Origin of the sequence: Prevotella herbatica (assembly GCF_017347605.1) — a bacterium.
Classification (GTDB): Bacteria; Bacteroidota; Bacteroidia; order Bacteroidales; family Bacteroidaceae; genus Prevotella; species Prevotella herbatica.
Genome location: NZ_AP024484.1, coordinates 1,405,319 through 1,430,377 on the forward strand (window position 1 = coordinate 1,405,319; position 25,059 = coordinate 1,430,377).

19 protein-coding genes are annotated in these 25,059 nt (G+C 37.2%); 3 read left to right on the forward strand and 16 right to left on the reverse strand.

Translation table 11 applies throughout. The features are described from left to right. Positions 1–546 precede the first annotated feature (546 nt). Positions 547–1,224, reverse strand: a complete 678-nt coding sequence (locus tag prwr041_RS05305) for an O-methyltransferase (RefSeq protein ID WP_207155295.1) — start codon at positions 1,222–1,224, stop codon at positions 547–549. A gap of 2 nt (positions 1,225–1,226) precedes the next feature. Next, entirely contained in the window at positions 1,227–1,661 is a 435-nt protein-coding gene (gene aroQ / locus prwr041_RS05310; RefSeq protein WP_207155296.1) for a type II 3-dehydroquinate dehydratase, read from the reverse strand. A 238-nt stretch (positions 1,662–1,899) separates the two neighbouring features. Between aroQ and xerA the strand changes: the two genes are divergently transcribed. Beyond that, positions 1,900–2,823 (forward strand): site-specific tyrosine recombinase/integron integrase, encoded by a 924-nt coding sequence (gene xerA / locus prwr041_RS05315; RefSeq protein WP_207155297.1) that lies wholly within the window; start codon positions 1,900–1,902, stop codon positions 2,821–2,823. A 17-nt stretch (positions 2,824–2,840) separates the two neighbouring features. Here xerA and prwr041_RS05320 read toward each other — a convergent pair whose 3' ends face one another. The 11 genes from prwr041_RS05320 to prwr041_RS05370 all read right to left on the reverse strand — a co-directional run bounded on the left by prwr041_RS05320 (position 2,841) and on the right by prwr041_RS05370 (position 17,130). Next, the gene (locus tag prwr041_RS05320; RefSeq protein ID WP_207155298.1) at positions 2,841–4,703 is read right to left on the reverse strand and encodes a DUF3857 domain-containing protein; all 1,863 of its coding nucleotides are present in this window, start codon (positions 4,701–4,703) and stop codon (positions 2,841–2,843) included. Further along, complete coding sequence (locus tag prwr041_RS05325; protein ID WP_207155299.1) at positions 4,703–6,700, reverse strand: DUF3857 domain-containing protein; 1,998 nt, start codon at positions 6,698–6,700, stop codon at positions 4,703–4,705. The genes prwr041_RS05320 and prwr041_RS05325 overlap by 1 nt, the downstream gene beginning before the upstream one ends. An 84-nt stretch (positions 6,701–6,784) precedes the next feature. Next, the gene (locus prwr041_RS05330; RefSeq protein ID WP_207155300.1) at positions 6,785–7,741 is read right to left on the reverse strand and encodes an aldo/keto reductase; all 957 of its coding nucleotides are present in this window, start codon (positions 7,739–7,741) and stop codon (positions 6,785–6,787) included. A 7-nt stretch (positions 7,742–7,748) separates the two neighbouring features. Beyond that, positions 7,749–9,629, reverse strand: a complete 1,881-nt coding sequence (locus tag prwr041_RS05335) for a 4-hydroxy-3-methylbut-2-en-1-yl diphosphate synthase (RefSeq protein WP_207155301.1) — start codon at positions 9,627–9,629, stop codon at positions 7,749–7,751. A gap of 44 nt (positions 9,630–9,673) precedes the next feature. Further along, the gene (purE, locus tag prwr041_RS05340) at positions 9,674–10,183 is read right to left on the reverse strand and encodes a 5-(carboxyamino)imidazole ribonucleotide mutase (protein ID WP_207155302.1); all 510 of its coding nucleotides are present in this window, start codon (positions 10,181–10,183) and stop codon (positions 9,674–9,676) included. 38 nt (positions 10,184–10,221) lie between these two features. Next, on the reverse strand, positions 10,222–10,839 hold the full coding sequence (locus prwr041_RS05345) for a hypothetical protein (RefSeq protein ID WP_207155303.1): 618 nt from the start codon (positions 10,837–10,839) through the stop codon (positions 10,222–10,224). A 27-nt stretch (positions 10,840–10,866) separates the two neighbouring features. Continuing rightward, positions 10,867–12,387 (reverse strand): RNA polymerase factor sigma-54, encoded by a 1,521-nt coding sequence (gene rpoN / locus prwr041_RS05350; protein WP_207155304.1) that lies wholly within the window; start codon positions 12,385–12,387, stop codon positions 10,867–10,869. Positions 12,388–12,390: 3 nt separating this feature from the next. After that, positions 12,391–13,065 carry a hypothetical protein gene (locus prwr041_RS05355; protein ID WP_207155305.1) on the reverse strand — a complete coding sequence of 225 codons (675 nt, stop codon included), beginning with the start codon at positions 13,063–13,065 and terminating at the stop codon, positions 12,391–12,393. An 86-nt stretch (positions 13,066–13,151) separates the two neighbouring features. After that, positions 13,152–14,690 (reverse strand): hypothetical protein, encoded by a 1,539-nt coding sequence (locus tag prwr041_RS05360; RefSeq protein WP_237072311.1) that lies wholly within the window; start codon positions 14,688–14,690, stop codon positions 13,152–13,154. A gap of 23 nt (positions 14,691–14,713) precedes the next feature. After that, positions 14,714–15,793 (reverse strand): HlyD family secretion protein, encoded by a 1,080-nt coding sequence (locus prwr041_RS05365; RefSeq protein ID WP_207155306.1) that lies wholly within the window; start codon positions 15,791–15,793, stop codon positions 14,714–14,716. 26 nt (positions 15,794–15,819) lie between these two features. Beyond that, a complete protein-coding gene (locus prwr041_RS05370; RefSeq protein ID WP_207155307.1) occupies positions 15,820–17,130 on the reverse strand; it encodes a TolC family protein in 1,311 nt (436 codons plus the stop codon). A gap of 226 nt (positions 17,131–17,356) precedes the next feature. Here prwr041_RS05370 and prwr041_RS05375 point away from each other — a divergent pair, with 226 nt between their 5' ends. Then, positions 17,357–18,172, forward strand: coding sequence for an AraC family transcriptional regulator (locus tag prwr041_RS05375; protein WP_207155308.1), 816 nt, complete (start codon positions 17,357–17,359; stop codon positions 18,170–18,172). A gap of 137 nt (positions 18,173–18,309) precedes the next feature. On the opposite strand, the gene prwr041_RS05380 is transcribed toward prwr041_RS05375, so the two are convergent. Next, positions 18,310–19,245 (reverse strand): carbohydrate kinase family protein, encoded by a 936-nt coding sequence (locus prwr041_RS05380; protein ID WP_207155309.1) that lies wholly within the window; start codon positions 19,243–19,245, stop codon positions 18,310–18,312. A gap of 90 nt (positions 19,246–19,335) precedes the next feature. Here prwr041_RS05380 and prwr041_RS05385 point away from each other — a divergent pair, with 90 nt between their 5' ends. Further along, on the forward strand, positions 19,336–20,565 hold the full coding sequence (locus prwr041_RS05385) for a M16 family metallopeptidase (protein WP_207155310.1): 1,230 nt from the start codon (positions 19,336–19,338) through the stop codon (positions 20,563–20,565). A 45-nt stretch (positions 20,566–20,610) separates the two neighbouring features. Here prwr041_RS05385 and prwr041_RS05390 read toward each other — a convergent pair whose 3' ends face one another. Further along, positions 20,611–21,558: a tetratricopeptide repeat protein gene (locus prwr041_RS05390; protein ID WP_207155311.1), complete on the reverse strand. Its 948-nt coding sequence runs from the start codon at positions 21,556–21,558 to the stop codon at positions 20,611–20,613. A 1,613-nt stretch (positions 21,559–23,171) separates the two neighbouring features. Then, on the reverse strand, positions 23,172–25,046 hold the full coding sequence (locus prwr041_RS05395; protein WP_207155312.1) for a RagB/SusD family nutrient uptake outer membrane protein: 1,875 nt from the start codon (positions 25,044–25,046) through the stop codon (positions 23,172–23,174). Positions 25,047–25,059: the final 13 nt, after the last annotated feature.

The window sequence follows — 25,059 nt, forward strand, 5'->3', positions numbered from 1 at the left end:
ACTGATAATTGTAATCAATCCTATTTTTGTAGTTTTATTGATAGTAATTCTTTTACCAACGTCAAGCAATATCGTTTTTCACGTTAGGCAATTCAATTACCCAACGTGGGTAATTGAGTTTTTCATGTTAGGTAACCCGATTACCTACGTTGGGTAATCCGATTACTCAGACACTCGGGTAATAGGATTACCCAGAATTCGCAAAAATTTAGGTAATAGTTTATACGCTCATATTTGATAATTATTTGCATACTTCAAAATCATTAATATAAATATGAATGAAGTAGATTTCTGAATTATTCGTATTATTGAGTAAGCCAGACTATATTCGATAAAACTTTATAAGAGCAAACATCTATTATGAAAATAGCATAATTGCTAAAAAAACGCGAAAAACAGGTGTGATTTGCAGGTTAATGTCACTTTTAACCTGATAATATCACTTAATGTCACTGGCTGAAGCCCTATAAACAAAGGGTTTGTGACATTATGACATTAGTGGCATTAAAAAAACTTTTCTGGTAGAACGTACAGTATAATAGAGGCTTATTTTATCTTCTTTATCAATGACAATCCATCACGTATTGGCAATATCACTTTTTCTACCCTATCATCAGCAGCTACATGATCATTGAAATTTCTTATACCAATAGTCTGTCGGTCACGATCATAAGCAGGATCTATTACATGTCCATCCCATAATGTATTATCAGCAAGTATATATCCACCTTTGCGCAATATCTTCATTGTCATCTCATAGGTTTCTATATAAGTACGTTTGTCTCCATCAATAAAGGCCATATCGAAGTCTATCCCTAATTTGGGTGCAAGGATGTTTGCATCACCGATATTAAAAACAATCTTATTAGCAACGTCAGAACCTTCAATCCATTTTCTAGTGAAGTCTTCCATTTCATCATTAATCTCAAACGTATAGATCTTTCCGTCGCTATCCAGTCCATTAGCCATGCTTATAGCACTATATCCACTAAAAGTACCAACCTCAAGAATATTCTTTGGCTTAATCATACCAACAAGCATCTTTAAAAGCTGTCCCTGAATATGTCCACTTGCCATACGCCCATGTACAGTATGTATGTTGGTTGCCCTATAAAGGCTAAACAAATATTCGCTTTCCGGATCGATATGCTTTGCGATATAATTATTAATGTCTTCCTCAACACTTTGCAATGCTGGGACATTTATTTCTCCGTGTCTATTCATTTCTATTTCTTTTCAGGCATATTAGCTAATATTCCTTGTATAGCCATGTCATATCCAGCAAATCCGAATCCACAAATTACACCAAGACATGCAGAACTTAGATATGAATGATGACGGAACTCCTCTCGCTTATGAACATTACTGATATGGACTTCTACGACTGGGCATTTCAAACTGCGGATACAGTCTTGCAAGGCAATACTAGTATGTGTATATGCACCGGCATTAAGAACGATTCCATCATAAGAGAATCCTACTTCCTGCAATTTATCTATCAGTTCGCCTTCAAGATTGCTTTGATAATATTCTATTTCAATATCAGAATATTTTGCCTTAAGCTGTGGAAGGTAGCTCTCAAAAGAGTTACTACCATATATACCTGGTTCACGAACTCCAAGCAAATTGAGGTTTGGACCATTAATGATTTGAATCTTCATAATCTTAAGAATATATTGTTATATTTTGTATCGGCTCCAGCTTACACTATTCTACATTCGGTCAAGATAGACGACACCTCAACAGTAAAAATAAAAATGCTTTTTATTTTGTATTGTCTTCGACTTGCACTACTCTACCTTCGGTCAAGATAGGCGGCGCCTCAACAATAAAAATAAAAATACTTTTTATTTTGTATTGTCTTCGACTTGCACTATCTTTGCAAAAATAACAAAATAAATGGAAACAGACAAGAATTATTCCACTAATATTCTTAAGGCTTACCAGAGATATCTTAAATTGGAACGTAATTACTCAACTAATACAGTTGACGCTTATATACATGACATAAAAAGTCTGCTTGACTATTGTCTGGAGATAAGTAAAAACGTATTGCAGTTACAACTTGAAGATTTACAGAACTTTGCTGCCACTATCCACGAAAAGGGTATTGGTCCAACATCACAGGCAAGAATACTTAGCGGAGTAAGATCTTTTTATCGTTATCTGCTTTTAGATGGATATATAGATGCTGACCCATCAGAACTACTAGAGTCACCAAATCTAGGAAAACATCTACCAGAGGTATTGTCTACTCCTGAAGTTGACAAGCTTGAGAACGTAATAGATCTCACTACTAAAGAAGGGCAACGCAACAAAGCTATAATAGAAGTTTTATTTTCATGTGGATTACGAGTTTCAGAACTTGTAAACCTAAAATTGTCTCAATTATTTCTTGATGAGGGATTCGTTCAGGTAATAGGCAAGGGTCGCAAAGAACGTCTTGTACCAATCTCTCAGCGCGCAATAAAGGAACTGAACCTATGGTTTTATGACCGAAAACAGCTAGATATCAAAACTGGCGAAGAAGATTACGTATTTCTTAATCGTCGAGGCAGTCATCTTACACGCACGATGATACTTATAATGATAAAAAAGGAAGCCGAGAAGGCTGGTATTAAAAAGACAATATCACCACATACCATGCGCCATAGCTTCGCAACAGCATTATTGCAAGGTGGTGCTGATCTTCGTGCCATACAGGCAATGCTAGGACACGAAGATATAGGCACAACAGAAATATATACTCACATTGATATTACTACACTTAGGCAGGAAATACTTGAACATCACCCACGAAACATCAGATCAAAGGAGAAATGATTTAGTTAGCAATATTTCTATATTTTCTTCAGCACTATCTTTTGGCTGTATAATGAAGCCAATAATTTCATAAAAGCATATAGCTGAGAATATTTATCAGCACTAAACAGACCCTTGTTCATCAATAGTTTATAATTTACTTTTATGTCGTTGCCTTTATGAGCAAGGGAGAAAGCCAATTTACCAAAAGGTGATTGATAGATAGTGTCACGTGGATATGCTTCAAGAGTAAAGCCTGCAGGGATATGTATTGTTATATTCTCTTCATCAATATATCCATAACTTTTGTATATATCATGTTTTCTGACATTGTTGGATTCTGGTACTGTAAAACCCCTATGCGAAGGATTCAGAGGCACAAAGAGTCTGCTACCAGTGAGATTGGCATATCCATGACTTGAAATACATGCATCTATCTGAACTGAAGGAACAGAATAACTCTGCTTATGTAACGTGACATCCATTTTTGAGATATCTGCATCAGGAACTTTCATTACGTCATTAATATATTTTTTACGTTCTTTGTCACCAGCCGAAACAAGCGCGAGTTTGTCCTCATATTGTCTCATATATGAACACTGAGACATATTAATCAGCGCCATTCTGCCAGGACCAAGAGTTATGTCAATATCACTATGCTGGATATTAGTTGTATCAGCATATTCCGGCAACCTGCATAATTCTCCACCTTCATCTGTCATCACTAAAGCATTGTGCCCGGCTATGTCGGAATGAACATATCCAAGGGCTAAATCAGGAGCAGTGCATTCAATCCATATTGTATCTCCTTTTAAAGGAACTTGTAATATAGCATGATCAAATAGGTCTAGACTTGGGAAAGTCGGCAGCTGACGATCATATTTTGTACTTATTATAGCATAATTAGAGTGAATACCTACTTCATTAAGCATGGCACGCATATAGTTTGACAGTCCTTTGCAATCACCAAAGCCATTATTATAAACATCAGAGGCGGCAATAGGTTGCATTCCACCAATTCCTAGTTGAATACTCACGTATCTAGTAGACTTTTCAAGTAACTGATATAAAAGGGCTATTTTAGACTTAGCATCCCTGCAGGTATCAGTTAGTTCATGTATTCGAGTTTTGGCTGTATTATTAAAGAAATTCCTACCGGTCAACAATCCATTAAACCACAATCCCAAATCATGCCATGAAGCCATACTTCCCTTTGTACCCTTATATACAAAGTCAGCAGGCGCAAAAAGTATACGTGGCATGATTTGGTATATGGGCTTTGAATATGATTCCTTATGTATAGCGTGCAAACTATCCATCGAAACCTCAATAACAGTATTATTACCAAGAGTAGTTTTGTTTACTTTCCAATTAGTATTTATGCATTGATATCTACATGGATTGTCATTTGGTGTTATCAATTTATAGGATGCATGGTTTACCTCCACATCATAATCCGTCTGTGGAGCAAAAGAAGGAAGCGACACAAAACCATTTGACATTTCAACAGTCCAATCATAAGTTACTGTTATTGGATATACAGGTGGCGTATATTGAAAATACATCATATAGTCATCTGTTGCCATTTCATGAGAATACTCAGACTTAAGCAGGTCTCCTTTCTTAATCTTACGTAACACACGCCCTGTCTGGTCAGTGATTACGCCCGAGAAGCTTGATATCCGCTCATCCTTGGAGCATTGGCAATCAAAGTTAACAGCATCGGCACCTTTTTCATTTATAACCTTAATCATGCTATGCATGTTGCATGTTGCAGATGACTTGTCATGGATTTGTACCTGAGTATTGTCCTCCAACACGATAACATTTGTCTGCGCATTGCAGAATTGCGAGATCATCAGCAATCCTGCAATTATGTATAATGATATATTATTTTTCATTACATTTTCTTTAATACCAACATATTTTTACTATACTCACATATCTTTGCATAAACATCCTTTACCATATTATAGTCTGTTACACCAAAAAAAGTATCGTTTATGTCTAATTTATACTGTACAAAAGAAGTCTTATCATCAACAGCACACCTTATATTGCATGATATTTCTTTATTTGGAGTTTCAATTCTTGCACCATTGCCTTTTTCCTCAACAATATATCCTTCTGGAATTGTTATGTGTACATTAAGCAATATGGACTGTTTATAAGGAAATTCAATAGGAAGTTTGCGCTCTGTTGCGGTGAAAGGATTCTCCTTGATTGGTATTATGACAAGTGGATTAACATAGATATGATCAGATGTAGCTTCACAATTCTTTGAGAAAGAATAAGTCTCACAAACAGAAGGCGAGAAAGACGTTCTATCCGTAATTTTATAATCTGTTATTTCAAGCCCTTCTTCCTGAGCCTTTTTGCTTACGAAATCAGCACTGTCCTTAGCCTGTTTAAACTCATTTCTAACTCTTGCAGCAAAGTTATTCATACTTGTGCTTTTAACCATACCTGTCAAAACACCCTGAGGATTTAGTTGCGCAATAACTTTAATATTCTCCTTAGCTTGTGCGATGTACTGCAAATTAACCCATTTGCAATTATCTTTAGCTATTATACGAGCCCTGTCTGTAAGTAGCTTTGGAGGTAAGACATTCAAGTATCCATCATCTATCGACGAATCAATAAATACCATCGTGGAATCATTGGTGTATGCACCTACAACAAAAGTATTAAGGAATTTCATTGAAGGATAAGTAAGAGGTAATCTACCATTGTCACGTGTGCTCATAACGACAGGCACAGCCTTTACACCAGCATCATTAAGCATGTTAATCAACACAAAATTAATATCAGCATTGTCACCACTACCATCTTTAAGAATGTTGCGAGAAGAACGTCCCCAGAAGCCATAATCACCATTCCATTTCAACTTCTTTTTCAACAATTGATATATTGCAACAATCTTTTCTGTATTGTCTTTCAAATTATAGATTTTAGCAGCCATCATCTCATCCTTAAATGGATTAGATTTTTTCATTCGATGTCCAAAATCATCATCCTCAAGCAAAGACTTATCAATGTCTTTCCAGTCCTGGGCATAATTCTGATAAGAATCTCCAGGAAGATGAATACTGTTAAGTTCTGCCGTTACCTTATTACAATAATCCTTAGCATGCCAAACAAAGCCATCTTCCTTAATAGAAGGCATGTCGCATGCAGTGAACTTATATTCACATCCGTTACAGTTCAAACTTGATCCCCCATAATTAAAGGCACATCCGGTAATGTTTAATTTTTGCTCCATTTTATACATACTCGTGTTTTCCATGTTAAACTGAAAATACTCTGGTACAACCAAATGGTAATAGGAATACATTGTAGGGATTGAAGTTTGTGCATACCAATTTCTTATATTATAATAAAGAGGACTTACTATCTTGTATTGATATTCTATGACTGTACCAACCTTAACCTGCGGAACGGTAAACTTTATCAGCATATCTTCCTTGTCAAGGCGTTCACGAAACACAAGTTTGTCATCCATCTTTGTCTTTACTATTTTTCCGTCAGTCATATTAAAAGCCACAGCTTTCAATCCATCTATCTTTTCACTGTTCATAGGATTTCTTTGAAAGTCGACATAATTGATACTGACATTGGCATAGTCCTTTCCTTCTGGTTTCAGTATTTTAATACGCTCTTTTATGTCATAAACGACACAAAAGTTACCATCTCTGATATCATAGTTTACATTATCTAATTTGCACAATACTACGGCAGGTGCATTAGGTTCAATAGAACAAGAAGTCATTTTCATTTCTTCTGTGGTTGGATTTCCAAAATCCAGATTTGTATTCTGCGTTTGAGCAAGGATACTTAGATTATTAAACCATAAAACGATTACACACGACGTGGCTATAATTCTAGTTTTAATTTTCATGATAATAAATTGAACGTGATTATTTAAAGTAAGCATACACATACGCCACATGTATATATGGCGTATGTTATATGATGTAATAGGCTATTCAGCAGCCTTTAAGTTCTTTTCCAGCTGGGGCACCGAGCTGGCACCAACAATGACGCTAGTTACGCCCTGTTGTTCTAAAATCCACGACAAAGCTTTCTCGGCAAGTGTCTTACCTTGTGCCGAAGCCTCAACGTTCCACGCTCTCAACTGAGCGATAAGTTCTGGTGTAAGCATATCACTCTTAAGGAATTTTCCTTGAGCCATTCTGCTGTCTTCAGGAATACCATTGATATATCTGTCGGTAAGCAAGCCCTGAGCTAATGGCGAAAAGCCAATAAAGCCGATGCCGTTATCATGACAATAATCAAGAGTTCCACTCTCCTGTGGACCACGATTCAACAAATTCAGTTTATCTTGGAATATCAACAACGGAACATCACGTTCCTTTAGATATTTATCAGCAAACTTCAATGCCTCCAAAGGCCATCTGCTTATACCTATATACAAAGCCTTACCTTGTTTTACAATGTCAACAAGAGCCTGAAGAGTTTCCTCCAAAGGTGTGTTTGGATCGTAACGATGACTGTAGAATAAGTCTACATAATCAAGGTGCATACGTTTAAGACTCTGTTCAATACTGGCGAAAAGATATTTTCTTGATCCCCAGTTACCATAAGGTCCTTCCCACATGTCATAACCAGCTTTACTGGAAATAAACAGTTCATCACGATAAGGTTTGAAACTATCGTCCATGAGTCTTCCCATTGTTTCCTCAGCACTTCCGTATGGAGGACCATAATTATTTGCCAAATCAAAATGCGTTATTCCATGGTCGAAGGCATAGTGAGTAATGGCACGGCTACGCTCATAGGGATCCACACCACCAAAATTATGCCAAAAGCCAAGTGATATCTTAGGCAGCATCACTCCACTTTTACCACAACGGCGATAGAACGTTTCTGAGCTATCATACCGATGTGAATCCGCAAGATAGTTTTGTTTTAGTTCCATAGGCTTTTTATTTTTGTTTTTGATCGTTATTGATTAATGCTAAAAGATGTTCCACTGCTACTTCCTGAGGTATGTTTTTCTCTACACACACCTGCTTGCGATATAGTGAAACCTTATTTATTCCAGCACCTACATATCCGTAATCGGCATCAGCCATCTCACCAGGACCGTTTACGATACACCCCATGATACCTATTTTCAAACCTTTCATGTGCTTTGTTGCCTCACGAATTTCTGCTATAGTTTCACGAAGATCATATAGAGTACGACCACATCCAGGACAACTGATATATTCTGTTTTGCTAGTACGCAGGCGTGCTGCCTGAAGTATTCCGAAAGCTGTGTCGGTAATGACATCATTTGCAATATCACCATCATTCATCAGCCAAATTCCGTCGGTAAGTCCGTCTATCATCAATGCACCCATGTCCGCAGCAGCCTCTAGTTGGAAATCACTTTTCTCTGCTTTCGTATGTCGATACATCTGTGTAAAGACAACAGGATTAAAGGCGCCGTTATTCCATATTTCATGAACAAGAGCACGCTGATCGGCTAATTTATTCTGATGATTGCTTGTGCATACCACAACTACCTCTGGATGAGTCTTCAGACAAGCAATATATTCTTCAGTTGGAGTACCAAACTGTAGAACAAGAAACTTCAACTCGGCTTTTATCATACTGATAAATGGCATTGCCGTAATAGGGAATATTGGATATATACCCTTTGCGTAATTATCGCCAACAGGAAGGGTTCCTTTTGCCTGGAGTTCAGCGTATACATTAAAGTCTAATATATAATTCTGCCTATTATCCAATTCTGCAGGAAGTTCAGAACCAACATATAAATAGTCAGCCTTTTGTCTGTCATCACTTGAATCTGAATTTCCTTTTCCGTTTGCTATCACAACAGGAACATTACTTCCACCAATACCATTCGCTGCACGGGTAAAACGACGCTCAGGATGCAACCAATCAAATTCGTTTGCCTGAGTTCCAGGAACAATAAGATGGCCAGCCTTATTTGATATATAGTCTACAAGATGACGTGCAACAGGTATCTCGGCAGAAGGTTCTTCACTAAGACTTACACGAACAGTGTCACCAATGCCATCAGACAATAATGCGCCTATTCCTACAGCACTCTTTATACGTCCATCCTCGCCCTCACCGGCTTCGGTGACTCCAAGATGCAAAGGATATTTCATATCCTCTTTTAGCATCTGTTCAACCAAAAGACGTACAGAACGAACCATAACTACAGTATTTGAAGATTTTATAGATATGACGACATCATTAAAATCCTGTTCCTTACATATACGCAGAAACTCCATACAACTCTCTACAATGCCTTCAGGAGTATCACCATATCTGTTACGTATGCGGTCGCTAAGACTTCCGTGGTTCACTCCAATACGAATAGCTGTATGATTTTCCTTACATATATTAAGGAATGGAATGAAACGGTCTTTTATCTTCTTCAGTTCCTGCGAATATTCTTCATCTGTATATTCCTGCTTTATAAACTTACGAGCAGGATCGACATAGTTGCCTGGATTAATTCTTACCTTCTCGGCATATAAAGCAGCAACATCAGCAACATTAGGATTAAAGTGTACATCGGCAACTAGTGGTGTCGTGTAACCATCAGCACGCAACTTGGCATTGATATTCTTTAAATTCTCTGCTTCCTTGCTACCTTGTGTTGTTAGTCTAACGAGTTCTCCACCAGCCTTAATAATATCTTCAGCCTGAGCTACACAAGCATCTGTATCATTAGTGTTTGTGGTGGTCATGGACTGAATACGTATAGGATTGTCACCGCCCATATCTATAGCGCCTACATGAACAACAGTTGTTTCACGACGCTGATAATTAAATATATCCATAAATATTAAACATTCCTGTCAATTTCAACAGAACAGAGAATGTCTTAATTGCATTTAAATTTATAATCTTTAATTTCTGCGAGGTCTTTATTAGCCTTTTCTATCTTTGCGCCAAGTCCAGCTTTCCATGCGTCAATCTTCTTTGCTACATCTTCATCGCAAAGTGCAATCATTTCAGCAGCAAGGATTGCTGCATTCTGAGCACCGTTAACTCCAACAGTAGCAACAGGTATGCCTGGAGGCATCTGAATGATAGAAAGCATAGCGTCAAGACCATCAAGCATACCCTTAATTGGCACACCAATAACAGGCAATATTGTAGATGCAGCAATAACACCTGGTAATGCTGCTGCCATACCAGCTGCAGCAATGATAACCTTTATGCCACGTCCTTTAGCTTGCTTTGCAAAAGTCTCAACGGCATCAGGAGTACGATGTGCTGAGAGAGCATTTACTTCGAATGGGATTTCGTTATCATTAAGCCATTTACACGCTTTTTCCATAACAGGCAGATCACTTGTACTGCCCATGATAATACTTACTACTGGTTTCATATTATTCTTTGTTTTTAATTTTGTTTTCTTTTATTATATCACACTATTGCTATAGCCATAAATGCCACGATAGCACCCAACAGCCACGCCACAGTTATCTGTGACAGCGAATGTTGACGCAATACCATACGGCTTGTTCCTACAACACCCGATATGATTAACGTCAGGCATAACCACCATATAGGATTAAAATCGAATATCAGTGCAAATGCCAGCAATGCTCCTGCAACTCCACCTATAGCCGTTGCATGTACAGATATTTTCCACCATACGTTTATTATGGCACATATCAACTGTATCAGTAGTGCTGCGACTAATATTCCACCCATAAAATGAGGTATATGGAATATGCTCATTATGTAATAGCAACTAAAATAGCACAATATTGAAATAACATACGGCACCATTCTTCGCTCTTTTACACCCAACTCGATAAGCGACCATCCCTGATATGTTCGATACAAATGTATCAACAGTGTAGGCAACAGTATAGTGAAAGCATACACCAAAGCCAATACTGTGAATTTGTACGACCAAGGTAAAAGCCCCAAATAACTGAAGAGAAACAATGCCAGCAAACCAACTATTGGCAAATAGAATGGAGTAAACACCATACTGGCGATTCTTGCAGTTAATATAATATCCTTTTCTTTCATATTTTTTGTCGTTTCAGAATATAATTGTCAATAGCGTCTCAATCTTGCTACTGGCAAATTCATCTGTTCTCTATATTTTGCTATTGTACGTCGTGCAATAGGATAACCTTTTTCCTTCATTATCTTAGCCAACGCATCGTCACTGAGCGGCTTTTTCTTGTTTTCCTTATCAATAACTTCTTTCAATGCCAGCTTTATCTTTCTTGTAGACATTTCTTCCCCATCATCTGTTGTATATGAGTCTGTAAAGAAGAAACGTAATGGAAACGTTCCCCATCTTGTCTGGGCATACTTCACATTACTTACTCTACTTATTGTAGATATATCAAGTCCTGTCTTGTCAGCAATATCTTTAAGAATCATTGGTTTCAAATCGCTCTCATCACCGTCTTGAAAGAATTTTCTCTGCCAATTTATGATAGCCTTCATCGTTACCGTGAGAGTATGGCGACGTTGCTTTATTGCCTCTATGAATCCTTGCGCCTTATCTACTTTTCCTTTGGCATATAGCAAAGCTTCTTTTGTCTGTCGATTCATACCGTCCTTGTTGTTCTTGTACGTATCAACCATTTCAGAAAACGTGGAAGATACTTTCAGCTCTGGAATATTTCCTTGATTAAGAGTGAAAGAAACAGAGCCATCATCAGCTGTATCAACAATGAAATCAGGAGTTATTTGCTGAATATTTATACCTTCGGTTTCACCTAATGCAGCTCCTGGTTTAGGATTCAATTTTCTTATTTCTTTTCTCAGCGTGTCAATCTGTGTATCGTTGAGCATCATCTGCATCTGGATTTTATCCCAATGCTTCTTAGTAAATTCATCGAAATAATCCTTGAATACAGTTTCCATAGCATCAAGAAGTCGAATATTACCAGATGTCTTATCATCTTCTCGCATTCTTTCAACCTGCAATAGCAGACATTCCTGAAGTGAGCGCGCACCAATACCAGCAGGGTCCATACTTTGGAGCATCTTAAGTATATCATCTATTTCGTCAGTTGCAACTTCAATATTATGATATATGGCGAGTTCATCGCTTATTGTATCCAAATCTTTTCTAAGAAGTCCGTCATCATCAAGACTTCCTATCAGATATTCCATAACTTCATGCTGCTCGCTATTAAGAGACATCATATCCATCTGTTCCTTCAATCTGTCATAGAAAGAAGTGGTGTCTCCATATATTATTTCCTCATAGTCAGCATTATCATTACTGTTTGAGAAGGAAGCCTGAGGCATTGCATCATCCCCCCCAATACTTTCGAGGGCAGCATCGAGTGCATCCTGTCGTTCTTCCTTTTCTACCTGCACGTCAAAATCAGAAGAGTCATCATCTCCGTCAGCAAAATTATCATCACTATCGGTCAGTCCCATCTCATTATCATCCCTTTCAAGTGCGGGATTGTCATCAAGTTCGGTATTGATATTCTCTTCTAATTCCGTCAAAGGCATTTCCAGCAGGTGTACCTGTAACATCTGCTGTTGCGACAGACGCATCACCTGCGCTAGCTTCTGTTCTTGTGTCTGGACTAATTTCTGAGCCATATCTTACTTTCTAAAATATTCTTTAAGTTGTGACGCTAATGCAGCAAGTCCTTTAGGATCTCCGTTACCATATCTTTGCCATATATCGTGACAACTTTCAAATAGCGGACTTACTTCCAATGTAATTCTATTATAATATGGATCACATTGCTGAAAAGCATCCATGACATCAACTATCACTCCGGCATCTATGTCTGTAAGTTTTACCAAATCCTGTATTTCAGATGTCTCCTTAACCATTGTTATAGGGGTAAGGTGAAAATATAGGTCTAGAATTATTATCAAATGCAAGGGCATAAGTATATTTTTACTTTCATCCAAATTTGCATAATAATTCTTTAATGGTTTGAAATCATTCTGCCAAGTATCTTTAGTTTCCACTCCACGATAAAATTCATCTGGATGGTTGAAACCTCGCATCAGTCGTAGTTGCTCAACATCGGCGTTAAGTTTCTTCAAATGGTTAGTAAATTTATTCCACAGCAAATTCAGACTTGGCGTGGAATGCCGTCTAAGCCAAAACATCTGTTCATAGAGAAATTGTGGCTCTATGTTCAGTTCCAATGCAAGTTCTACCATTGCACGTGAGTAAATCGCCTTCACGCCCACTGGTTTTTTCAGATATAGTTGCATAAGCGGCAACCAGTATTCTTCTTGCCATAAAGGATGATTTGCCATGATAATCTTTATCTTTCTGCAAAGATAAAGATTATCACAGACAAAACAAAAGGAATTTATTCTTTTTTGCTACATACAACAAGAAGTTATTTTTCGTGCTTCATTTCTTTCTTCATCTCTCTTCCAATGACATTACAATAAGGAATGTGTTTTAAGGTTGAGCGCACTGGTTGAACATACCACAGCATTAACAACAGCAAGAAGAATGTTCCACCAACGCATGTAACCCCATACATTTGCTTTATACCCATCATCAGACTTTGCATATAGTCATAAGGTCTACCTGATACCATATTGTCGGTTACATAATATCTCAACATGTAACTATAAACACCATTGCACATTGTAGCTACAAGACCGTTACGAATGAACCCAGCGATAGTCATTCCTAAAAAGAAATTTGGATACGGCATCAGATCCTGAAGATATATGGTAAGCGTTACAAAAAATATTGCATAACCAAAATTCTGTATAAAAGTAGGGAAATATAATCGCTCAATATTTAGATCTGGCGTTATATAAAAATACATCCATACCTGATATACCAAAAGAAACATAAATCCAATTGTTAGCAAGGTGGTATATTTTAAACGAACCATCTTCATCCACCACAAGCTGAATAGACAACCTGTCATTGCTCCAACAATATTTATCAAATCGAACCTAGACGTTGTCATTGTTCCATAATGCAAAACAGCCCCCATAAATACCGTCTGTAATGCTTTCGGCGTTGAGTTCATCAGCTCTGCTACAGCAAACATTCCCAATATAGGAACCAACGTTTTGTGTTTAAAAGCCGTTGGCAAAATGTAAGGATGTCGTATATGGCACATGCGCTGAATTGCAAACCATAGTGTGACAGGAATGCTCATTAAAACAATGCGCCAAACCGTCCCGTCCCACCAATTATAAAATTCACCGTAGTTGGATATGAATATACCTTCAAGTATAAACAATGACCATAATATACACCCCAACCAGTCTATACTAATAAACGGTATCGGTTTCATAAATCTGTAATGCTGAGTACAGAAAAACACAACTAATAAGACGAACGTTAGCAGCAATATAACAAACCATTGCATTGCCATCCATGTTCCACAGTAATATGTGAGTTGTATAGCTATCCAAGAACTCCAGCTCATATCACCGAGAACTACGATATACAGCAACGGAAAGAATATTCTGAAATCTCGTCTCGGAGTCATCCATAAACGAATATTAGATGTACATTCGAATGTTGCCATGAGCTTCATATAGCCACAGGCATAAGAGAAAATGCAAAGCAATGGAATTGAGCGTACCCACAATGCCAGAAAGTTACACAATATCATTCCTGATATTGAGAACATCAGAAGGTTACGATTGGTAAACCTGAACTTTAGTCTAAAAAGTATTGGGAATGGCATTGTTACACCAAGAACACCACACATGACTATCATCGTCACGTCTTCTTTCATCATACCACATTCGCCAACCATCTGTTCTATTGACCCCAGATACACACAATTTACCATCTGAAATATAATGATAAATGAAAAATATATCCAAGGCTGAAGCTTTTTGGGAACAAAAGGCTTCATAAACGGCATAACAAACGGATGACTTATAAATGTATCTGCCATATATTATCCTTTATTTTTTATCATTAATAGTCTACCTCACATTCTACATTCAAACCAGAAAGAAGACGTTTTACATCTGCTATATTATTATCTCGTGTGAGTTCTATACGAACAGGAACTCTCTGTTCTACTTTTACAAAGTTTCCTGTTGCATTATCAATAGGAATATTACTGTATACACTCCCTGTAGCTGAACTAATGCTCTGCACACGACCCTTAAAAGTAACACCGCTAATAGCATCTGCCTTAAACTCAACAGGCATTCCAACTTTAACATTTTCCATCTGAGTCTCACGATAGTTGGCAATAACCCATATCTCGTCTTGGTCTACCATGTCAACCAATAACTGTCCAGGTTGTACTAGCTGTCCTTCATGAATATTTTTTCTGCCCACATATCCATCACAGGGTGCCGTTATCACGGTATATGATAAGTTTAGTCGTGCCAAGTTCAGGGTTGCCTGTGCTACGCTCACTCCAGCATTAGACTGTCCAAGTCGCTGAGTCTGCTCATGTTTTACTACAGCAGTAGCATTTCTGTTTGCACTTGCCTGATTCATTTTTGCGACAGCACCTTGATAGCGACTAAGTGCCTCTTCATACTGTGTCTTTATATTGTCAAACTGCTGTTGCGTTACAGCGTCTTTCTTTAAAAGCATTGTGTAACGGTCATAGTTTTTCTTTGCATTAAGCATTCCCACACGTGCTTCTGCAACACCTGCGCCAGCAACGTTAATACCAGCACTGGCTACATGAACATTACTTTCCACCGTATTGATGGTTGCACTCACTGCATTGCTACCACTCTTACTTCCCTCTACTCCAGCCTCAGCCTGAGCAAGGGCAAGTCTGTATTCTGCATCTTCTATTATTACAAGAGTATCTCCCTTGTGAACATATTGAAATTCCTTGAATCTTATTTCCTTTATAAATCCTTGTACACGTGTGTTTATAGGAGTAATATTTCTATTAACCATTGCATTGTCGGTATATTCAACTGTGCCAAGATGCACAAACCTACTACAAACATATATTACTCCTATACCCAACAACGCTATCACTATGATATTATAAGCTCTTAATACTTGTTTCCTCTTGTTCATTTTTATTATTTTATTTTCTTTTTATATTAAAGTTGTCCTGCTATATACTTCATTTTGTAGTATGCATAAGCAATATTAATACGTGCATCTACCTCGCTAAGTTCGGCATCAAGTTTCATATTGCTGGCATCAAGCATGTCGGTGATAAGAGCAAGTTGATTTATATATCTTTCGTTTATCACTTTATAGTTCTGCTGCGCCAATTCAACGTCTTTCTCTTGTGTTTCTAATTCTGTGTAGCTTTCCAAATACTGTGTATAGGCAGCCTGCACCTGATTGTTCAGCTGTTCGCCCACAACATCAGTCTGTTCTTTAGCATTCTTGAACGCTAGTTTTGCTTTAGAAAGTTTTTTATTGCTTTTGAAAATTGACGACAAACTGTATTTCACTCCAACTCCGACATACCAAGCGTTAAGATTCTTGTTAATAGACAGAATTTCAAATGTTATAGGTCCGTTAAAATCATTGCATGCCACAAGAGACACCTTTGGCATAAAGTCACTTTTTGCTATTTTTATTTGCTGTTCAGCTATACGCTCGTTCAGTCTGGAAATTTTAATTTGCTGTGACTGATCAGCAGTCTCGGTCTGCCATTTAGTTTCGCCATCTTTGCTGAATATTGCAGAAGCCGTATCATCTGTAGGTTGAATAATCTCAGAATTTACAAGTCCTAAAGAATTACATAGTTGATGATTTATGATACTACGCTGATTGCGTATCTTTGTGAGTGTGAGACGCAACGTCTGCATTTGCAGTTCATATCGTGTTATATCATTTTTCAATGCAACACCCTGGTTATGTTTTTCCTCAATATTAGCTATAAGTTTAGCTGTTAATTCTACATTATCTTCTATTACTTTTTCACGATTTTGCAGTTTCTGCAAATCCAGATATTCACCTAATGCTATAAAACGGATATTCTCGCGACTCATATCCAGACCTAATCCAGCTTGTTCTTTACCAAGTTGCGCCAATTTTATATTTGCATTTATTGCTCCACCGGCATAAACCACCTGTTGTGCATCAACAGCAAACTCATTTCCGAAATGAAACGCACTATAACCGTGAACATTTGTGAAGTCACGGTCAGTAAGCAGAATGTTACCCATATAGTTGGCATTTAGTTTTACATTGACGTCTGGCAAGCGTTCACTTTTTGCTACTTTTACACCTTCGTTAGCTACTTCAAGTCCTGTCCGCTGTGAATTTAGTTCGCGGCTATTGCTTTCTGCCAACTGAAACATATCACTGATGCTCATTTTTCTCACTATTTGCGAATTGGCATTAACAGAAAGAATCACAACCAATGTGATTGTCAAAATAAATCTTTTAATCATATCTATATTTCAAATAAATCTTTTTACCCTATCCTTAATCATGGGATTACAACCCTGTCTCTACTATATATCAATGAGCACATTTAGAATTCAGGTGCAAAGTTACTGCTATTTAGACAAATGTTAATAAACTTAAAGTCCATGTCTATAGACGTTTTGTGACATATATTATCCTTTTAAAAGAAAAATAGGCTATATTTGCAGCCTAAACGAGAATAAAAATAAAATGAATCAAGCAAAAATATACAGCACTTCATTGACAGAATACATAGATTCACCAACAATAACAAGTGGAGGGGCTATCATTCTTTGTCGTGATGGACATGCACGCATGCAAGTGAATTTCAATCACTGGGATTTATCTAAAGGTGAAGTTATAACTATATTTCCAGGTGAGGGCCTACAACTTCATGATGCTACTTCGGATTTTTGTGTTGACGTATTAGGATATAGTAATTCGATGTTACGTGAGGCTAGTTTACAATTAGAACATGCCGTTTACTCATTTTTACGCACTGACCGTAAGTGTAGCGACCCTGAAGTTGTAAAAAATGTTGTTGAATCAATGTTTACATATATTTCGTTTTATCTATCAAATCCTGTTTATGAAGAGACGGACCATATAGTATTATTGATGTTGAAATCGTTTTTTCTAGGAATCTATGAACATATACGCAACAATCCACAAGAGCAGATGGAGGAAATTGGCAGCCAACGAACAAACGAACTTTTCAATGCATTCATGGCTATACTTGAAAAAGACTACAAACATTCTAGAGACGTAAATTATTACGCATCAAAACTATGCATAACACGCAAATATCTAGGAATAATAATATCTCGCAAAACAGGTATCACAGCAAAGCATGTCATAGATGAATATGTAATAATGCAGTTAAAACTGAACCTACGCACGTCGCATGCCTCTATCAAACAAATTGCCGCCGAATATAATTTCTCTGACGCATCTTTCTTCATACGCTACTTCCGTCATGCCACAGGTTCAACCCCTGCAGAATTCCGCAGATTGCATAAAGTTTAATTGAATAATATATTATTAGATTAATTGCACAGGGAAACACACTTTCTATATTTATACTTGCCTTAAAAATGAAAATTATATCATCTTTAAGGTAGTATAAAGATGTGACAACGATATTCACATAGGAAAAAATATAATTATTCCTTAAGTTTCATTTTTTCACCAAACTCAGAACTTACATAATTATATATATCTTTACAACATTCTGCAGAGAAAGACAAACCTGAAGAGATGAGATTGTCCCACTGTGTTTCATTAAGTCCATTCTCTATATCATAATGAGTAACATTATATTTAAGCATACCAAAAATAAAACCGGCATTGAAATTATCTCCAGCTCCAATAGTACTTACCGTCTCAGTCTTAAACACATCATATTCTTTAGCAAAATTGTTCTCAGCAAGTACAGCAACAGGTTCACTGCCACGAGTGCAGATAAACTTTTTGCAATAAAAACTTATCTCTGAGTTATAAACTTTATCCGCATCTGGTTGCTTATACAATATTTCGAAATCTTCATGACTACCACGCACTATATCAGCAAATTCAAGATTCTCAATAAGATTTGGAGTAATCTTCATTATCTCGTCCTTATGTTGAGATCGGAAATTAACATCATAATATAATATAGCACCATGATTATGGGCATACTCCAAAAATCCCGCAACCTGTGGACGAACAACTGGATTAATGGCGAAAAACGAACCAAAGACAACAATGTCATCAGGATTTACTTCTGGATATATAAACTCCAACTGGTCATGAGGATGATCCTTATAAAATATGTAATCGGCATTATTATTCTCGTCAAGGAAAGCTAGAGAGATTGGCGACTTGCTGTCGGGAAAGATATTCACATTATCGGCATTAACACCATTCTCCTTTAAAAATTTAATTACACAGTCACCAATACGGTCATTACCAGCCTCACTAATAAAAGTTGAATTTACTCCACAACGACCAAGGGAAATAATGGCATTAAAAGCAGAACCACCAGGAACGGCACTCACTGGTTGACCTTCCTTAAAAATAATGTCGAGTACCGTCTCGCCAATTCCTATTACCTTACGCATTAATTTTTATATTGTATATTTTTTATTTTGAATGCAAATATAATCGAAATCAGCGGCATCTGCAAATTTTTAAGTAACTTTGCACACAATATGACATACAATACTTTTACTCTTGATAACGGGTTACGCATTATTCACCAGCCATCAACATCTGATGTGGTATATTGCGGATATGAAATAAATGCAGGCACACGAAACGAACTGCCAACGGAAGACGGAATGGCGCATTTCTGCGAACATGTTTCATTTAAGGGAACTGAGCACAGACGTCCTTGGCAAATCATAAACTGTTTAGAAAGTGTTGGAGGTGACCTTAACGCATTCACAAATAAAGAAGATACTGTGTACTATTCAGCCATACTGAAAAAACATACGGCAAAAGCTATCGACATTCTCACTGACATCGTCTTCCACAGCACTTATCCACAACAGGAAATAGATAAAGAAGTAGAAGTGATCTGCGACGAGATAGACAGTTACAAGGATTCACCAGCAGACCTTATATATGACGAGTTTGAAAATATACTCTTCAAAGGTCATCCACTTGGACACAACATATTGGGTACAGCAGAACTTGTAAGAGGTTTCAAGACTGCAGACGCTAAGAGATTCACAGACAAATATTATCGTCCTGAAAATAGCATATTCTTCATTTACGGAGATGTAGACTTCAAACGTATAGTAAAACTACTTAATAAGGCTACTGCCGACTTCGGACCTTGCAAACCTTTGATCAATCCTGACATAAGTAAAGCGTTACCAGAGTATAAGAGTCAGATTATAGAAGTTGACAAAGGTACTCACCAAGCTCACGTGATGATAGGAAACCGCAGTTATAATATCCATGATGACAGAAGAATAAGTCTGTACCTGCTTAACAATATCCTTGGCGGACCAGGAATGAGCGCCAGACTTAACATGAGTCTGCGTGAACATTATGGATTGGTATATACGGTTGAAAGCACTATGATGAACTATGGTGACACGGGAATATGGGGCATTTACTTCGGCTGCGATCCGCACGACGTAAACAAGTGTATAAAACTTGTGAAGAGAGAATTAAACAAAGTTATCGACAAGCCTTTATCTGAAACTCAGTTGAAAGCAGCTAAGAAGCAAATAAAAGGTCAGATAGGAGTATCATGCGACAATAAGGAAAATTTCGCCCTCGATTTTGGCAAGAGTTATCTACACTACGGCTGGGAAAAAGACATCACTTCATTATATGCTAACATAGACGCTATTACATCAGAAGGTATTCAGAATGTTGCTGCCGATATTATGAGCGAAGATAAACTGACAATGCTTATATTCAAGTAATTCAGAGATTTTCCTACATTTATTACATGATATTTATTCAATCATTTATTTACTTCCGCTTATCTGTTTAATTTTAGAGGTAATGTCATCATCTGGTTCATAAGCAAGGGCTTTCTTCCATGCTTCAAGTGCTTTTGCTTTATTTCCGGATTCAGCTTCCGACTGTCCCAGATTTTTATAAATCAGCCTCATTAATGTTGGACTCGGTTGATAGAGTTGAGCTGCCGTTTCCAAATGAGATATAGCTTCAGCGTTCAAATGAAGCATACTTTCCACCATACCGAGACGATACATACCGACGGGACTCTTTGGAGAAATGTTTACAGCCTTTTGAAGATACACCTTCGCCGAATCGAGGTTATGAAGATACTCATAACATAAGCCCGTATAATATAATCCAGAAAATGTGGTATCCTTTTCCTGCAACAACCTATGGTACATATTAAGTGATTTATCATACTTCTGAGAAAAGAAATATGCCTGGGCAAGTGCACGATTAACCTCCACGTTATCTGAGTCCTTTTTAAAATATTTCTCACCAAACTCTACAGCAAGAAACTGTCGGGTACCATATTTATCATTATCAATGATCAGATGCATAAGGCTAGCTAAGATTCTACTATCCATAGGGAAACGCCTAATAAGAGCATAACCATAAATTTCCTGAGTAGAAGGTTTTTCCATTGCACCATAGGCATAATACAATTCTTTGAAAGCATCATGACTCAAACTATCCTCCTTTATTTTTTCAAGTATCGTTGTACATTCCTTTAACTGGTATCTACAATAGTAGCAGTCTGCAATCTTCATCTGAAGATCTTTTGTATCACGTATTTTCTGTGCTTGCAGAAAATAATCTAATGCATGAAAATAGTCATTCTCGGTAACGCAACTATCTCCTTTGACAATCAGTCCGTTGCGATTATTGTTCAACGCAAATCCTACGCTGCTAACCAAAAGCATTATAATTGCAATTAATGTTTTTCTAACCATAATTATATTCTGAAATTATTTACTATCATTAGCAAGGAAAAACTCTTGCGTTGTTTCCATTGCCTTTAAAATTAAAAAGCATGACAAAATTACAATTTACAGAGTACAAATCAAAATAATAATCAGACAAATATTACACAAAATTACACACAGAGTAAGATATGTTAATAATGCTCTTAAACACTCTTATTTTTTATGCATTATTTCATCTACATCTCTGTATTATTGCTTAATATCATTATTCTTATAGCAATGCATGTTCATTGTCCATACAATTTATGGCAATTATAGTAACGTCTAATTTAATAAAAAACTACATTCGTGTCCCTATAAATATGAATTTATGATAGAAATGTTTGACCTTAGACTTATTGGTGACAATTTATATTTCTTATGTTTAGAATGCCTTCCCTGCGTTTTACTTTTTTTTTTAGCTACGTAGCTACGGCATCTCTCGAAAAGCCTATAAACAGGGGGATTCACGATATGTAGCTAGGTCTATTTAGCTACGATAAGCTACGTCTTAGTTACGTTACTATTTCTGTGTATATATAATGTATGCACATACACGCGCGCACTTAGGACTTATTAAAAACAAGTGTCGAAGTGTCAACTTTATGAATATCAGTATTTTATCGACAAATCAGGCGTCATAAAGTGACGGTCAACTGACGGTTAAATATCGAGTTTTGCATGCGTTTCTATGTAGAAATGGAACTGATTCCATATAGAAATGGAAACGTTTCTACGATATTCTACCTCCTGTTCCTTCGTAAAACACAATGCATTTCTTCGTAAAATGCAGTGCAAAACATCGCAAAATGCATCGTAATTCTTCGTAAAACGCAATGCGAAATGAAGAAAAATGTTTCCATATTTTACCGACGAATAACCGACACTTAGTGTCACCTGAAAAGATGTCTAACAAATTGATGTTCAACGATTAGACACTTCGACACTTGTTTTTACGAAAACTCCAGAGTGTGTGTGTGTATGCATGCGCATGTGTATTACGATGTGTACACCCAGTAATTTGGCTAACATGCTAACCTAAATCTGATTGCATGGGCAAAAATTTTGCCGTATCTTTGCCAAGAATTCAGTGGAATTCAGCAGAATAGTTAAACAAGCTTCATAATTCTGATTTTATTTGCTGTGTCTATTTACATATCCTCAGTTCCTCAGATGCAGCCAACGGTTCTTTGACAAATTTACTTATAGAATACATTCCATCCTAAAACGACACAAATTTACGTAGCTAGGACGTAGCTTGACGTAGCTTAATCCTCCAAACTACGTCTCGTTATCCTCTCTGTTTATTGGCTTTGCGAGAGATGCCGTAGCTACGTAGCTAAATAAAAAGTAAAACGCAGAGAAGACACCCTAAACATAAAAAAATCAAATCGTCACCTGTAAGCCCAGAGGCAAATATTTGATTTATCATATCTTCCACTAACGTTGTAAAATATTGTCATTAAATTTATGAAGCGGTGGATGAGCCCCAAAAGGTGCTTATATCATCAATACGCTTCTGCTATAAACAAAATGAGGGCATGTCATAACGACATGCCCTCTTACTATCAAATTTAACTAAATCACTAAACAACTAAACATTAGTATCCAGGATTCTGCTTAATCAATTTATTTCTCAATATTTCGTTTTGTGGGATTGGCATTACAAGACGCTGCTTGTTAAAGTCCCAGTTACGATAATAATGCCAATTGTTCTTCTTCCCTTGATCTGTATTTGGCAAACCAACACCCTTAGGGTAGTTATATTCAATAGACTTCTCTAAGAATTCACTACGCTGAAGGTCAGCCTTAAGATTCCATTCAGAACTAAATTCCTTACGGCGCTCCTGACCAAGAGCAACTTCCCATGGTTCACAATCTGCAAATGGCTTACTAACAACACCAACACCATCAATAGTAAGTCCCTCATTCTTAATTTTTGTATAGTAAATCTGAGCTACTGGAACAGGAACCGATACAGAATCGAAAGGAATTGGATAATTGTTTTTTGCTACATAATCAGAATATCCACCTAGACCAGCAAGACTCTTGTAATATGCATTAAACTTGCTATTTAGAGCAGCACCCTTACCAACTTCAGTATTGCCAAATGCACGCTGACGAATCTGATCTATAATATTCCAAGCTTCAGGATCATCGCCACCATTCAAACGGAATAAGCACTCTGCATAGTCAAATAGAACTCCTGAATAACGTTTGTAGTAGAAGTGACATGGAGAATGAGGATTAGTCCACTGTGCACGCTGGCATCTCCATAGTTTCATAGTCCAGATTGCTGGAGCATACTCACCACCATTTGCAAACATGTAACCATTGTTACCATCTGAGCCTAGTTTCTGCTGCATGAATGGATTTTGACCATAAGAAGTAGCTGAACGATATTGTATAGGAAGCTCTGCAACAGGGCTTGTACACATTGAAGCATCACGACGCTTATCACCTAATTCATAAGAGAAATAAAGTTCCCAAGAAAGGTACTCAGATCCCCAACCGCCACCACCATTGGTAGAAGCTGCAAAGAAATTATTAAAGATATGAGCATCAGAATCCCATTTGCCATAATTACCTGCACCCATATCATTTACAACCTGCCATACACATTCTTTTGGCCAAGCCTCATCTACATCCCAAAGGGTAGAATAAGAAGGAGCCAACTCATATGTTTTACTAGTTATAACCTGAGACAGAGCAGCTTTAGCAAGTTCCAGATTTGGCTTACTTTCTTCTGTCTTACCATTAAAACGAGCCTTGTATGCTTTCCACATATAAGCATCACCTAGATAAGATAAAGCCATACCCTTTGTGCAACGTCCATATTCATTGTTATAAGGTTTCCAATCAAGATCTTCTGCAGCTTGCTTAAGATCGGCTATAATAAAGTCCCACATCTCATCATCAGTTTCGGCAGCAGCCTTATTTGGTGTATTAATAAAGTTCTCACCATTGGCAAGCATAGGAACACGTCCCCAATTTTCGGCAAGGAACATATAGAAATATGCACGAAGTGCGCGAGCTTCACCATCAAGATACTTATAAGACTTGAAATTTTTTGCGTTATCTGAACTTTCAAGTCCGGTTAGGAAATCGTTAGCACGGCCGATAGCTCGATAAGAATAATTATAACTCTTACCTAGGTCAGCATCATCAGATGTCCAACCTTGCTTACACCAGTTCACGTCATAACCTGTAGCCTGTGTATCCAAAGTCGGGTGACAACCAAAGAATAACTGCGGCTTGAAGTTCCACGCATCAGCGTATTTACTATCTGCAAACAAACAGTCATAAATACCATTAAGTCCACTAACAGCATCAGCTTCTGTTTTAAACATTTGATCTGCAGGGAGGATTCCATAATGATCTACTGTTAAGAAATCATCATTGTTACACGACGTATTTAGCCCCATCGTGGCAACTCCCATCGCAGCAATTATGATAGATTTATTTATATATTTCATCGTATTTTTATTT